Source organism: Cupriavidus sp. 30B13 (assembly GCF_049059565.2).
Taxonomy (GTDB): domain Bacteria; phylum Pseudomonadota; class Gammaproteobacteria; order Burkholderiales; family Burkholderiaceae; genus Cupriavidus.
In genome coordinates, this window is sequence record NZ_CP188224.1 from 119,303 (window position 1) to 132,227 (window position 12,925).

Annotated in this window: 12 protein-coding genes; 7 read left to right on the top strand and 5 right to left on the bottom strand. The window is 70.7% G+C overall.

Going from position 1 to position 12,925, the window contains the following annotated elements:
• Nucleotides 1-36 precede the first annotated feature (36 nt).
• Nucleotides 37-834, bottom strand: coding sequence for a PaaX family transcriptional regulator (locus ACKI2N_RS19915; RefSeq protein WP_420998188.1), 798 nt, complete (start codon nt 832-834; stop codon nt 37-39).
• 172 nt (nt 835-1,006) lie between these two features.
• Between ACKI2N_RS19915 and ACKI2N_RS19920 the strand changes: the two genes are divergently transcribed.
• Nucleotides 1,007-1,798, top strand: a complete 792-nt coding sequence (locus tag ACKI2N_RS19920) for a crotonase/enoyl-CoA hydratase family protein (protein ID WP_420998189.1) — start codon at nt 1,007-1,009, stop codon at nt 1,796-1,798.
• A gap of 85 nt (nt 1,799-1,883) precedes the next feature.
• Nucleotides 1,884-3,431, top strand: a complete 1,548-nt coding sequence (locus tag ACKI2N_RS19925) for a class I adenylate-forming enzyme family protein (RefSeq protein WP_420998191.1) — start codon at nt 1,884-1,886, stop codon at nt 3,429-3,431.
• Between the two features lie 30 nt (nt 3,432-3,461).
• Here ACKI2N_RS19925 and ACKI2N_RS19930 read toward each other — a convergent pair whose 3' ends face one another.
• Nucleotides 3,462-3,716 carry a hypothetical protein gene (locus tag ACKI2N_RS19930; RefSeq protein ID WP_420998192.1) on the bottom strand — a complete coding sequence of 85 codons (255 nt, stop codon included), beginning with the start codon at nt 3,714-3,716 and terminating at the stop codon, nt 3,462-3,464.
• 168 nt (nt 3,717-3,884) lie between these two features.
• Between ACKI2N_RS19930 and ACKI2N_RS19935 the strand changes: the two genes are divergently transcribed.
• The 3 genes from ACKI2N_RS19935 to ACKI2N_RS19945 all read left to right on the top strand — a co-directional run bounded on the left by ACKI2N_RS19935 (nt 3,885) and on the right by ACKI2N_RS19945 (nt 5,901).
• The gene (locus ACKI2N_RS19935; protein WP_420998193.1) at nt 3,885-4,697 is read left to right on the top strand and encodes a helix-turn-helix domain-containing protein; all 813 of its coding nucleotides are present in this window, start codon (nt 3,885-3,887) and stop codon (nt 4,695-4,697) included.
• A gap of 67 nt (nt 4,698-4,764) precedes the next feature.
• Nucleotides 4,765-5,034, top strand: a complete 270-nt coding sequence (locus tag ACKI2N_RS19940) for a type II toxin-antitoxin system HicA family toxin (protein WP_420998194.1) — start codon at nt 4,765-4,767, stop codon at nt 5,032-5,034.
• A gap of 114 nt (nt 5,035-5,148) precedes the next feature.
• Entirely contained in the window at nt 5,149-5,901 is a 753-nt protein-coding gene (locus tag ACKI2N_RS19945) for a glutathione S-transferase N-terminal domain-containing protein (RefSeq protein ID WP_420998195.1), read from the top strand.
• Between the two features lie 159 nt (nt 5,902-6,060).
• On the opposite strand, the gene fusA is transcribed toward ACKI2N_RS19945, so the two are convergent.
• Complete coding sequence (gene fusA, locus ACKI2N_RS19950) at nt 6,061-8,097, bottom strand: elongation factor G (protein WP_420998196.1); 2,037 nt, start codon at nt 8,095-8,097, stop codon at nt 6,061-6,063.
• A gap of 639 nt (nt 8,098-8,736) precedes the next feature.
• Between fusA and edd the strand changes: the two genes are divergently transcribed.
• The gene (gene edd, locus ACKI2N_RS19955; RefSeq protein ID WP_420998197.1) at nt 8,737-10,563 is read left to right on the top strand and encodes a phosphogluconate dehydratase; all 1,827 of its coding nucleotides are present in this window, start codon (nt 8,737-8,739) and stop codon (nt 10,561-10,563) included.
• A 10-nt stretch (nt 10,564-10,573) separates the two neighbouring features.
• Here edd and ACKI2N_RS19960 read toward each other — a convergent pair whose 3' ends face one another.
• Entirely contained in the window at nt 10,574-11,590 is a 1,017-nt protein-coding gene (locus ACKI2N_RS19960; RefSeq protein WP_420998198.1) for a porin, read from the bottom strand.
• Between the two features lie 208 nt (nt 11,591-11,798).
• Entirely contained in the window at nt 11,799-12,689 is an 891-nt protein-coding gene (locus ACKI2N_RS19965) for a mechanosensitive ion channel family protein (RefSeq protein ID WP_420998199.1), read from the bottom strand.
• Here ACKI2N_RS19965 and ACKI2N_RS19970 point away from each other — a divergent pair.
• Nucleotides 12,688-12,873 (top strand): hypothetical protein, encoded by a 186-nt coding sequence (locus ACKI2N_RS19970; protein WP_420998200.1) that lies wholly within the window; start codon nt 12,688-12,690, stop codon nt 12,871-12,873. The two genes, ACKI2N_RS19965 and ACKI2N_RS19970, sit on opposite strands and share 2 nt — an antisense overlap.
• Nucleotides 12,874-12,925: the final 52 nt, after the last annotated feature.

Consider the following 12,925-nt stretch of genomic DNA (forward strand, 5'->3'; position numbering starts at 1 on the left):
CGGCAAGTTTACGTGAGTCGCCGCCGCTTGGCGAGGCTAGGCGCCGAGCAGGTCCTCCCACAGCGTGCGGGCATGGAGCTGGTAGCTGCGGGTGGCTTCGATCAGCGCGCGGCGCGGCGCCGGGTCCATGATGGCCTCCGGCAGCAGCGGGTCGCGCACGATGGCGCGGATGATCGCGCGGCCCACCAGCATGCTTTCGCGCGCGCCGGCCTCGGGCGTCATGCGCGCGAGCTTGGCGCGGCTGCGCTCGAGCTGCGCCAGCGCGCGGCGGTAGGCCGACTGCAGGGCCGGCACGTCCCACAGCTCCACCATGCGCGCGGCGGTGCCGGGGTCGAACTCGCGGCCCACGAACAGCAGGCTCGCGCCGGCCATGCCCAGCCGGCCGAGCGCCGCGCGCATCGCCGTGGCGCCGCCGGCGAGATTGTCGGGCCGCACATTGATGGCCGCCGCCAGGGGCCGGAAGCCGCACAGCGCCAGCGCGCGCGCATGGTGCCGCCAGGCCGTCTTCTCGGCGCGCGCCACGGCGGCGTCCTGCACCACCAGCCAGCCGCCGCCCCATTGCTCCAGCCGGCTTTCCTTCTGGAACCAGTGCTCGACCTCGTTGTAGACCGGGTTGCCCTCGGGCAGCACGGCGTAGCAGCCGCGCTCGGTCTTGACGATGCGGCCCTGGCGCTGCAGCCGCGTCAGCGCCACCCGCACGCTGGGCGTGCCGATGCCCATGACCTCGGCGCCGCGTGCCAGCGCCTGGACCGGCAGGGTCCGCTCCGGATGGCCGAACAGCAGGTCGATCACCAGGTCGGTGGCCGAAGGCTCGCGGATCTCTATCTCATGCATGGAGGGGGGACGCGGCGATGGAGAGAGCATTTGAGGTCGTGGGGGTATACGATAAATATTTCTTCACATGACATATACATATCATTCGACGAAATATCCAGTTAGCTCGACAAAACGCGGAAACCGCCACTTTGGCACAACTTTGTTAACTTCACCGACCAAGGATGCACGCATGGACAGTACGCCCAACCCTTACGTCAGGACCGAGGCCGACGGCCCGGTCTTCACCGTCATCCTGGACCGCCCCGACAAGCGCAACGCCGTGGACGGCCCCATGGCGCTGGCCCTGCGCGCGGCCTTCGCACGGTTCGAGGCCGATCCGGCGCTGCGCGTGGCGGTGCTGTGGGGCGCCGGCGGCCATTTCTGCGGCGGTGCCGACCTGAGCGCGGTGGGCGACCCCGCGCGCCGCCACGAGCTGGACCCGCAGGGCGGCGGCGCGGGGCCGATGGGCCCGAGCCGGATGGCCTTGTCCAAGCCGCTGATCGCGGCGGTGAGCGGCTACGCGGTGGCCGGCGGCCTGGAACTGGCGCTGCTGGCGGACCTGCGCGTGGCCGAGCGCGATGCCGTGTTCGGCGTGTTCTGCCGGCGCTGGGGCGTGCCGCTGATCGACGGCGGCACGGTGCGGCTGCCGCGCATCGTCGGCATGGGCCGCGCGCTCGACATGATCCTCACCGGCCGCGCGGTGCCGGCCGACGAGGCGCTGGCCATGGGCCTGGCCAACCGCGTGGTGGAAACGGGCCAGGCCCGCGCGGCCGCCGAGGCGCTGGCGCGCGAGCTGGCTGCCTTCCCGCAGCGCTGCATGCTGGCCGACCGCGCCTCCGCCTACGGGCAGTGGGACCTGCCGCTGGCCGACGCGCTGCGCGCCGAAGGCGCCCACGGCACGCCGATCGTGTTCGAGGAAGGTATACAGGGCGCCGCGCGCTTCGTGGGCGGCGCCGGACGGCACGGCAAGTTCTCGGGCTGAGCATTCCCCGCGCCCGCGCGCAAACCCGGGCGTACCCGTTTCTGCGCAAAAACATCCATGAAAACAACGAGGAAGAGACAAGCCCATGACGACCACCACGCTTGAACTGATCCGCCGCGGCGCGGCCCAGCACGGCCCGCGCACGGCCGTTGTGTGCGGCGAACACAGCATGACGTATACGCAGGTAAACGCGCTCAGCGCGCAGCTGGCCCACGCCCTGCGCGCGGCCGGCGCGGCGCCGGGCGAGCGCGTCGCGCTGCTGCTCAACAATGGCCTGCACAGCGTCCCGCTGGACTTCGCCTGCGTCAAGGCGGCGCTCAACCGCGTGCCGCTGAACGCGCGCCTGTCGCTGGCCGAGCACCAGCGCATGCTGGAGGACACCGGCTGCCGCATGCTGGTGTTCGGCGCCGACCTCGCCGGGCGCGCGCAGGCCCTGCGCGCGGCGCTGCCCGGCCTGGCATGCCACGGCCTCGGCGCCAGCCTCGACGGCGGCGCCGACCTGCTCGCGGCCGCGCAGGCGCAGCCCGCCACCGACCCCGACGTGCGGGTGGCCGAAGACGACGTCATCCTCACGCTGTTCACCTCGGGCACCACCGGCACGCTCAAGGCCGCGCGGCACACCCAGGCTTCCTACGCGGCGATCTGCCGCAACGTGCTGCTCAACCTGCTGCCGGCCACGCCGGACGACACCATGCTGCACGCCGCCTCGCTGATCCATGCCAGCGGCGTGTTCGTGCTGCCGTTCTGGCTGCGCGGCGGCAAGACCGTGATCCTGCCGGGCTTCGAGCCGGCGTCCTTCCTCGCCGCCATCGAGCGCGAGCGCGTCACCGCCATCAACCTGGTGCCGACCATGCTGCAGATGCTGGTATCGCTGCCGGCCATGGCGGCGTGCAACGTGGACGCGCTGCGCTACGTGATCTACGGCGCCTCGCCGATGCCGCGCCCGGTGATCGAGCGCGCCATGGCGATCTGGGGCCGGCACCGCTTCTGGCAGTACTACGGCCAGACCGAAGTGCCGCTGTGCCTGGCCGTGCTGCGCCCCGAAGACCACCACGGCGAGCGCCTCGGCGCCTGCGGGCAGGTGGCGCCCGACGTGGAGCTGCGCCTGATCGACGAGGCCGGCAACGAGGTGCCGCGCGGCCAGCCCGGCGAGATCGCGGTGCGCGCGCCGTCGGCCGTGGCCGGCTATCACGACGCGCCCGAACTCACCGCGCAGACCTTCCTGCCGGGCGGCTGGGTGCGCACGCGCGACATCGGCGTGTTCGACGCGGACGGCTTCCTGCACCTCAAGGACCGCACCTCCGACATGATCGTCAGCGGCGGCTACAACGTGTACCCCGGCGAGGTGGAGAACGCGCTGCTGAGCCATCCCGCCGTGCGCGAATGCGCCGTGATCGGCCTGCCCGACGAGAAGTGGGTGGAGGCGGTCAGCGCGGTGGTGGTGCTGCACGCCGGCCACGCCGGCGGCGACGCCCTCGCGGCGGAGCTGGCCGGCCACGTGGCGGACCGGCTGGCGGCGTACAAGAAGCCGCGCCGGGTCCTGTTCGCGGCCGACCTGCCGAAGACCGCGGTAGGCAAGATGAACCGGCGCGAGCTGCGCGAGCGCTACCGGGCCGCGGGCGCTGCCGCCTAGCGTGCGTGGCCGTGGCCGGCGCCCGCGCTGTCAGCGCCGGCCGGCGACCAGCGCGGCCAGCTTGGGGTCGCGCGGGGCGAACACCTCGAAGAAGCCCAGCGCGTCCAGGCCCGGCAGCAGCGCCAGCAGGTCCGCCTCGGCCTCGGCCCGGGCGGCGGCGTCCCGCGCGGGATCGTTCATCGCGCGCCAGCTCGCCAGGAAGGCGCCGACGCTGCCTTTGCGCACGGTCACGCCGTTGGCGTCGATGGTGTCCACGCCATCCGGCAATATGGCTTCGGGTCTCATGCCTGCGCTCCTGTCTGCACCGCGCGCAGATCGGGCAGAGGTTGCCGGCGGCGGCGGGCGCGCGGCGGGATGGGAAGGTTGGCATTCACGATGCAAGGCTCCTGCTGTGGTTGGTGCAGCCAGTCTAGGCCGTTGCCGCACCGCCAGCTAACGATAGAATGCCAATTTATGTTCGAAACGGGCCAGGCCATGCCGCTGCAGGAAATCCGTCCCGTGCTGCACTCCGCCTCGCAAGAACGGGAGCTCCATCGCCATCCGGAGGGGCAGTTGTTCACGGTGAAATCCGGCGTGGTGGTGATGGAGGCCGGCGGCGGCCGCTGGCTGATGCCGACCGGCTGCATCGGCTGGGTGCCGCCGCACGAGCCGCACGGCGCCACCATCCACGGCGCCATGGCGGGAACCAGCCTGTACTTCGACGAAGCCTGGAGCCGCGCCGCCATGCCGGCCGCGCTAAAGGTGGTGCGGCTGTCGCCGTTGCTGGCGGCGCTGCTGGACGCGCTCACGCAGCCCGAGCCGCCCGCCGCTGCCGCGCGCGAACACTATCTTGCCGTGTTCGCCGACGACTTCGCGCGCCAGCCGGCGCAGACGCTGTTCCTGCCCATGCCGCAGGAGCCGCGCCTGGTGCGCATGGCCACCGCGCTGCTGGCCGCGCCCGACGACAACACCGGTCTCGACGGCTGGGCCGCGCGCATCGGCATGGCCCGCCGCACGTTGACCCGCCGCTTCCAGGCGGAAACCGGCTGGAGCCTGGCGCAATGGCGCCAGCAACTGCGCATGCTGGCCGCGATGGAACGGCTGGTGGCCGGGGAAAGCGTGACCGCGGTGGCGCTCGGGCTGGGGTATGCCAGCGTGAGCAGTTTCATCGCGCTGTTCAAGCGCTACACGGGGACCACGCCGCGGGCTTGCCTGGCACCGGGAACGCATGAGGCGCGGATGCGGCACGGCGGCATGGCGCGCGCAGCGCCGCGCGCGGCCAAGTGACGCCAAGCGCCGGGGGACTCGCTCTTGTATGCTACGGCTATTGCCGCCGACGCCGATCGAGTCTCTCATGAGCCACAAATCCCGGACCCTGCTGCAGTCGATCTTCAGCCACCCGCTCAGCAACAACATCCACTGGCGCGAGGTCGAATCGCTGTTGCAGCAGCTTGGCGCCAAGGTGGAGCCGATCCAGGGGGCGCGCTTCCGGGTCGTTCTCAACGAGCATGAGTTCTACCTGCATCACCCGCATCACGGCAACGTCTGCGCCAAGCAGGAAATCAAGCACCTGCGCGATTGCCTCACGGCCGCCGGCGTCAGCCCGCCCGGCGACGACAAATAGCATCGCGGCAAGCGGCAAGCGCACGATCAGGCCGGCACAGGCAGCCCAGGCGCTCTCCCGTGCCATCCACCATTGCACATCACAAGTTTCAGCCAACCGGATCTTCTTTTTTTCATGACCGAGCATTCCGCCCCTTCGTCTGCCCCTTTGTCCACCCCTTCCTCGGCCTCCCTGTCCGATTTCCCCATCACCCGCAAATGGCCCGCGCAGCATCCCGGGCGCATCCAGCTTTACTCGTTGCCCACGCCCAACGGCGTGAAGGTCTCCATCATGCTGGAGGAAACCGGGCTGCCGTACGAGCCGCACCTCGTGCGCTTCAACACCAACGATCAGATGTCGCCCGAATTCCTCTCGCTCAATCCCAACAACAAGATCCCCGCGATCGTCGATCCCGACGGCCCCGGCGGCGAGCCGCTGGGCCTGTTCGAATCCGGCGCGATCCTGCTCTACCTTGCCGACAAGAGCGGCAAGCTGATCCCGCAGGACGCGGCCGGCCGCTACCAGACCATCCAGTGGGTGATGTTCCAGATGGGCGGCATCGGCCCGATGTTCGGGCAGCTGGGTTTCTTCAACAAGTTCGCCGGCAAGGACTACGAAGACAAGCGCCCGCGCGACCGCTACGTGGCCGAGGCCAGGCGCCTGCTGGGCGTGCTGGAAAGCCGCCTGACGGGCAGGACATGGATCATGGGCGACGAATACACCATCGCGGACATCGCCACCTTCCCGTGGGTGCGCAACCTGATCGGCTTCTACGAAGCCGGCGAGCTGGTGGGCATCCAGGACTTCCCGCAGGTCACGCGCGCGCTGGAAGCCTTCGTGGCCCGGCCGGCGGTGGCCCGCGGCCTGAACATCCCGAAGCGGGACTGAGGCGCGCCGCCGCTGTGTAATGCCACGGAACACGGCAGCGACTAGCCGCGCCAGGATCGACGCGCTCGCGCTCGATCCCTATGCACCCAACCCCAATGCAAGAAAAAGCCCGCGCCGGCGCAATGCCGGGCGGGCTTTTCGTTCACTTCGCGCAGGACGCTACGCAACGGCTTGCGCCACCCTGGCCGGCACCGGCGCATAGTGATCGAACTGCATGCCGAAGCTGCCGCGTCCCGAGGTCAGTGCGCGCAGGCTGCCGATATAGCCGAACATGCCGGCCAGCGGCACGTGGGCCTCGACCACGGTGGCGCCGCCGCCCTGCTGCGACTGCCCGCGCACCACGCCGCGGCGGCGGTGCAGGTCGCCGATCACGTCGCCGACATGGTCGGCGGGCGCGATCGCTTCCACCGCCATGACCGGCTCCAGCACCACGGGCGCGGCGGCCTGCGCCGCTTCGCGCATGGCCGCGGCGGCGGCGGTCTCGAAGGCCAGCGCGGACGAGTCGCGCTCGTGATGGCTGCCATCGAGCAGCACCGCCCTGAAATCCACCAACGGATGGCCCGCCACCACGCCTTGCGCGGCGGCGCGGCGGATGCCGGCTTCCACCGCGGGCACGTACTCGCGCGGCACCGCGCCGCCCGCGATGCGGCTCTCGAACCGGAAGCCTTCGCCGCGCGGCAGCGGCTCGACGCGCAGCAGCACCTCGGCGTACTGGCCCGGTCCGCCGCTTTGCTTGCGGTGCAGGTAGCGCGCCTCGGCCGCGCGCGTCAGCGTTTCGCGGTAGGCCACCTGCGGCCGGCCCACCGTCACCTCCACGTTGAAGCGCGTGCGCAGCTTTTCCAGCGTGACTTCGAGCTGCAGCTCGCCCATGCCCGACAGCAGCGTCTGGCCGCTTTCCGGATCCTGCCGCAGGCGCAGGCTGGGGTCTTCCTGCACCAGCGCCTGCAGGCCGCGCGACAGGCCGGCCTGGTCGGCGTGGGTGCGCGGCTCGATGGCGACGTCGATCACCGGTTCGGGCGCCTCGATGCTTTCCAGCACCACGGGATGCGCGGGGTCGGTCAGCGTGTCGCCGGTCACGGTGGCCTTGAGGCCGGCAATGGCCACGATGTCGCCGGCCACGGCCACGCTGCGCTCCTGCCTGCTGTCGGCATGCATCTCGTACAGGCGCGCCACGCGCTCGCGCTTGCCGCTGCCGGCATTGAGCACGGTATCGCCGGCAGCCAGCTGGCCGCGGTAGATGCGCGCGAACGTGAGCGTGCCGTGCGCATCGTGCACGACCTTGAAAGCGAGCGCCGCCAGCGGCTGGGCGGGGTCCGCCGCCAGGTCCTCGCGCGCCACGTCGGCGGGCGCCGGCAGGTAGCCGGTGACGGCATCGAGCAAGGGCTCCACGCCCTTGTTCCTGAAGGCGGAACCGGCCAGCACCGGCACTGCGGCGCCGGCCACGGTCACGCGGCGGATGGCCGCGCGCAGCGCCGCCTGGTCCGGCTCGCGGCCGGCGAGATAGTCTTCCAGCATGGCGTCGTCGTGCTCGGCCAGCGTCTCCAGCAGGCGCTGGCGCCAGGCGGCGGCCTGCTGCGCCATGCCCGGCGGCACGGGCTGCTTGGCATAGGCCTGCATGCCGGCGCCGTCCGGCCATAGCAGGGCCTGCATGGCGACGAGATCGACCACGCCGGCGAACGCGGCTTCGCCGCCGATGGGCAATTGCAGCACCAGCGGCACCGCGCCCAGGCGTGCTTCGATCATGCCCGCCACGCGCAGGAAATCCGCGCCGGTGCGGTCGAGCTTGTTGACGAAGGCGATGCGCGGCACGCGGTAGCGGTCGGCCAGGCGCCAGTTGGTTTCGGTCTGCGGCTCCACGCCGGCCACGCCGTCGAACACCACCACGGCGCCGTCGAGCACGCGCAGCGAGCGGTTCACCTCGATGTTGAAATCGATGTGGCCCGGGGTATCGATCAGGTTGATGCGGTGGCCGCGCCAGGCCACGGTGGTGGCGGCGCTGTTGATGGTGATGCCGCGCGCCTGCTCCTGCGGGTCGAAGTCCATGGCGGCGGCGCCGTCGTGCACTTCGCCGAGCCGGTGGCTGGCGCCGGTGTAGAACAGGATGCGTTCCGAGGTGGTGGTCTTGCCCGCGTCCACGTGGGCGATGATGCCGATGTTCCTGACGATGCCGTTGTCGTTGAGTTCCTTGCGTTCCATGATGGGCTGCCTTTGCGAAAACACCCTGGCGGGTGCGTGCCGGCCAGGGTGTTCTCGGTGTCCCCGGCGGGCGGTCTGTGCGATGCCCCGGGACTGCGGATGGCAGCCAGGGGGCTATGAAATCGCTTGCGGGGCGGCGCCGGCATGCCGCATGCGGCATGCAGTGACATCGACGGCTGCGACAACCGATGCCGCTACCACGCCAAAGGACGGGCGCAAGCCCCCGTTCCCTTGGCCGGATTGAATCGTGGCGATCAGCTTGTCGTAGGTACGCATGGCGTGTGAGATGGTGACGAAATGCAAAAACAAAACCCCGGCGGGCCTGCGGGCCGTCCGGGGTTGGCGATGTCGATGTTTCTTCGTTCCCCGGGTGGCTGGCAGCCTTCCGGGCGCGACGCTCGGAAGGCTAGACGCGAATAGCCAGCAGCACGCGGTCACCGTGAGGTGCCGCGGCAAACGCGGCAAACCCTGCGAAGGGTGCGGCGGCGTGTCGGGCTGCTTGCTTCATGTTGTCCGGACTCCAGAGAATGGAGCGCAGTCTAGCACCGGTGGCCGAAACGTGCAGGGCGCGTTGCATGCGTGCAGCGCCCGGCAAAGTGCACTAGGCTGAAAGCCAAAGACACCCCGCAGGAGATCCCCATGCCAAGCCATCCAGTCCTGGAACGGGTCACCGCCCGCATCGTGGCGCGCAGCGCCGCCACCCGCCAGGCCTACCTGGCGCGCACGCGCGCCATGGCCGGACAGAAAGTGGAACGCGCGAACCTGTCCTGTACCAACCTGGCGCACGGCGTGGCCGCCATGCCCGAGGCGGCCAGGATCCGCCTGAAGGCGCAGGAGCGGCCGAACCTCGCCATCGTCTCGTCCTACAACGACATGCTGTCGGCGCACCAGCCGCTGGCGGAATATCCGCAATGGATCAAGGAAGCCGCGCTGGAGGCGGGCGGCACCGCCCAGTTCGCCGGCGGCACGCCGGCCATGTGCGACGGCGTCACGCAGGGCCAGGACGGCATGGACCTGTCGCTGTTCTCGCGCGACGTGATCGCGCTGTCCGCGACGGTGGCGCTGTCGCACCAGATGTTCGACGGCGCGCTGTACCTGGGCGTGTGCGACAAGATCGTGCCGGGGCTGGTGATGGGCGCGCTGTCGTTCGGCCACCTGCCCGCGGTGTTCGTGCCGGGCGGCCCCATGACCACCGGCATCGGCAACGAGGAAAAGGCGCATATCCGCCAGCAATACGCCGAGGGCAAGATCGGCCGCGCCGAACTGCTCGAAGCCGAGAGCAAGTCCTACCACGGCCCCGGCACCTGCACGTTCTACGGCACCGCCAATTCCAACCAGATGCTGATGGAAATGATGGGCCTGCACCTGCCCGGCACCGCCTTCGTCAATCCCGGCACGCCGCTGCGCGAGGCGCTCACGCGCGAATCCGCGCGCCAGGCGCTGCGCCTGGTGCACGGCGGCGAACGCTACACGCCGGTGGCCGACGTGCTCGACGAGCGCGCCTTCGTCAACGGCATCGTGGGGCTGCTGGCCACCGGCGGCTCCACCAACCACACGCTGCACCTGGTGGCGATGGCGCGCGTGGCGGGCATCGTGCTGGGCTGGGACGATTTCGCGGAGCTGTCGGAGGCGGTGCCGCTGCTGGCGCGCGTGTACCCCAACGGCAGCGCCGACGTGAACCAGTTCCAGGCCGCCGGCGGCCTGCCCGTGGTGATCCGCGGACTGCTGCAGCTCGGCCTGCTGCACGACGACGTGACCACGGTGGTGGGCACCGGCCTGGCCGACTACACGCGCGAGCCGGTGCTGCGCGACGGCAAGCTGGCGTGGACCGACGGACCCGCCGCGCCGCTGGATGACGGCATCGTGCGCGCCGCCGCGCAGCCGTTCGCGCCCGAAGGCGGCATCAAGCTGCTCGACGGCAATATCGGCCGCGCCGTGCTCAAGATCTCGGCGGTCAAGCCCGAGCACCACGTGGTGGAAGCGCCGGCGCTGGTGTTCCACACGCAGGATGCGCTGATCGACGCGTTCAAGCGCGGCGAGCTGGAGCGCGACTTCGTCGCGGTGCTGCCGTGGCAGGGGCCGGCCGCCTGCGGCATGCCCGAGCTGCACAAGCTCACGCCGACGCTGACCGTGCTGCAGGGGCGGGGCTTCCGCGTGGCGCTGGTGACGGACGGCCGCATGTCGGGCGCCTCGGGCAAGGTGCCGGCCGCCATCCACGTCTGCCCCGAGGCGCTCAACGGCGGCGGCATCGCGCGCGTGCGCGACGGCGACCCGATGCGCGTGGATGCGCAGGCCGGCGTGCTGGCGGTGATGGTGCCGCAGGCCGAATGGGACGCGCGCGACATCGCGCCGCCGGACCTGTCGGCCAACCGGCACGGCGTCGGGCGCGACCTGTTCGGCGGCTTCCGCAAGCACGTGGGCACGGCGGAAGAAGGCGCCTGCTCGCTGTTTGCCGACGAGCGCTGAGCGTCCGCGCTCAGAACGCGTGGCTGATGCCGGTGCCGAAGCCCGTGCCGCCGCGGGCGCGCCGGCTGTGCCGGTAGGAGAGCGCGCCATAGAGCGTGGTGCGCTTGGACAGCGCGTAGTCCAGCCCGCCGGTCACATAGTGCGTCGCGCCGGCGCGGCCGTAGCCCTGGAAGTCGCGCGCGCCCGAGAGCTTGAGCGTGGCCGCGCCCACGCGCCAGTTCGCGCCCAGCGTGACCGCGCTGCGCTTTGCGCGCGCGTCGCCGAGAAAGGCCTGGCTGGCCGCGCTCAGGTGCGTCTGGCTGTACGAGGCCATCAGGCGCACCTTGCCGAAGGCGTAGGCGAGACCGGCGAACCACGTGTTGTCGTAGGCGGCGTTGCGCTCGGCCGCGAGCATCGCGGACCACGGCCCGGCGTCGTAGTTGAGCGAGGCAGCCAGCGGGCGCGTGCTGGCGCGGTTGCCGGCGGCATCCGGCCGCCCGCTCTTGTCGATGCCCGCGGCAACGTGCGCATGCATGCCGCCCCAGCGCGGCGAATCGTAGAACACGCCGTTGTTCAGCCGCGAGTACTCGCCAGCCGGGCCGTTGTGATACGGGTCGGTGCGGTAGGACGGGTGATAGGCGTACCACGCCACCGAGCTGACGCGGTTGAAGTTGTCCCAGCTGTCGTATTGCCAGTCGTATTGCCACATCGGCGTGAGCGCGCGGCCAAAGCGCAGGTCGCCGTAGGGCGACGCCAGCCCCACCGTGGACTCGCCCTGGAAATACGGCGTGGCGCCGTTGGCTTCGAGGCGGCCGTCGCCCATGTCGAAACGCGTCTGCAGGTTGACGGTGGCGGCCCAGCCGCGGCCGAGCGGCTCATTGCCGCGCAGGCCGATGAAGCTGCGCTGCATGGTGCCGAGCTGTACGCGCTGGCCGGCCGCGGGACGGAAGATGCCGACGTCGGCGAAGCCGTAGAGGGTAAGGTTGCCATGTGCCTGCGCCGGCGTTGCCGGCGCGAGCGCGGCGGCGCAGGCCAGGGCCGGCAGCACGCGGCGACGAGGGCGGGCGGGAGGACGGGGGCGGTGGGTGGGCTGGCGTGTCGATGCAGGCTTCAATGCGGTTCCAGTAAATGGAAAGGCGGCGCGCCGCGAGGGTGCGCCGGGAACGGAATCGCCGCCGACATGCGGCGGCGGGCGGGGCGGGGGCGCGGTGTGGCGAGCGGTGTGGCGCGGTGTGGCCGGCTGCCCGATCGCCGCGTCAGCTCAGGCGCTGCGCGACGGATGGCACCACGGGCGTGGCGGGCGCGGGCTGGGCGCCCTCCGGCACGCGCACCTCCTGCACCGGCACGGCGATCGGGCAGCCGGCCGCTTCGAGCACCTGCTTGATGCGCTGGTAGAAACCGAAGCGCACGTTCCAGTAGTCATCGGCGCTGGTCCAGCAGCGCACGTTGAGCGTGACGCCCTGCGCGGCATAGTTCACCACCATGACTTCGGCGGCGGGATCGGGCAGCACGCGCTTGTCCGCCGCGAGCATGGCGCGCAGCGCCTCCAGCGCGGCCTGGAGGTCGGCGCCGAAGGTGACGGTGACTTCGATGTCGAGCCGGCGCGTGGGGTTCTCGCTGTAGTTGGTGATGGCGCTGCCCCAGATCTTGCCATTGGGCACGCGCAGGCAAACCCCGTCGAAGGTGGTCAGCTCGGTCATGAACAGGCCGGTCTCGCGCACGGTGCCGGCCACGCCCTGCGCATCGATGTACTGGCCCACGCGAAACGGCCGCAGCAGCACCAGCATGATGCCGGCGGCGATGTTCTGCAGCGTGCCCTGCAGCGCCAGGCCGATGGCCAGGCCCGCCGCGCCGAGCATGGCGATGATGCTGGCGGTCTGCACGCCGAACTGCGACAGCACCAGCACCACGGTGAGCACGCGCACGATCCATTGCGTGACGCTGGCCAGCATCGGGCGCAGCGTGGCGTCCACGCTGGGACGGTCGAAGGCGCGCAGGATGGCGCCGCGAACGCGCCCGGAGATCCACCAGCCCAGTACCAGGATCACGATGGCGGCAATGCAGTTCAGGCCCTGCTGCACGGCCAGTTGCGCCAGGTAGGTCCCGGCGGCTTCCAGCTTCTGCGGGTCGACGAAGTTGAGGTTCATGGCGATCGGCTCCGGCCAAAAAATCAGGAAAAAACAAGACGAAACGCAGTCGGAAAGCGCCGGGCGTACCCGTTTCTGCGTGCCCGGCAAGCGCGCAAACCCCGCGCCGCCGTTCGCATGTTTCGCATGGCGCGGCGGCGGGGTCTGCCCGCGACAGTCCGACCGAATGTCGGACGATCACTGACAATTGCTCGATATTGCGGCTGTATTCAGGACAGAAGAGCGGGAATGAGGTT

Excerpts from the sequence above, each read along its gene's own strand:
- ACKI2N_RS19940 (WP_420998194.1), top strand. The coding sequence starts at position 4,765 with ATGAGCCACAAATCCCGGACCCTGCTGCAGTCGATCTTCAGCCACCCG.
- ACKI2N_RS19925 (WP_420998191.1), top strand. The coding sequence starts at position 1,884 with ATGACGACCACCACGCTTGAACTGATCCGCCGCGGCGCGGCCCAGCAC.
- ACKI2N_RS19965 (WP_420998199.1), bottom strand. The coding sequence starts at position 12,689 with ATGAACCTCAACTTCGTCGACCCGCAGAAGCTGGAAGCCGCCGGGACC.
- edd (WP_420998197.1), top strand. The coding sequence starts at position 8,737 with ATGCCAAGCCATCCAGTCCTGGAACGGGTCACCGCCCGCATCGTGGCG.
- fusA (WP_420998196.1), bottom strand. The coding sequence starts at position 8,097 with ATGGAACGCAAGGAACTCAACGACAACGGCATCGTCAGGAACATCGGC.
- ACKI2N_RS19945 (WP_420998195.1), top strand. The coding sequence starts at position 5,149 with ATGACCGAGCATTCCGCCCCTTCGTCTGCCCCTTTGTCCACCCCTTCC.
- ACKI2N_RS19970 (WP_420998200.1), top strand. The coding sequence starts at position 12,688 with ATGGCGATCGGCTCCGGCCAAAAAATCAGGAAAAAACAAGACGAAACG.
- ACKI2N_RS19935 (WP_420998193.1), top strand. The coding sequence starts at position 3,885 with ATGTTCGAAACGGGCCAGGCCATGCCGCTGCAGGAAATCCGTCCCGTG.
- ACKI2N_RS19930 (WP_420998192.1), bottom strand. The coding sequence starts at position 3,716 with ATGAGACCCGAAGCCATATTGCCGGATGGCGTGGACACCATCGACGCC.
- ACKI2N_RS19920 (WP_420998189.1), top strand. The coding sequence starts at position 1,007 with ATGGACAGTACGCCCAACCCTTACGTCAGGACCGAGGCCGACGGCCCG.
- ACKI2N_RS19915 (WP_420998188.1), bottom strand. The coding sequence starts at position 834 with ATGCATGAGATAGAGATCCGCGAGCCTTCGGCCACCGACCTGGTGATC.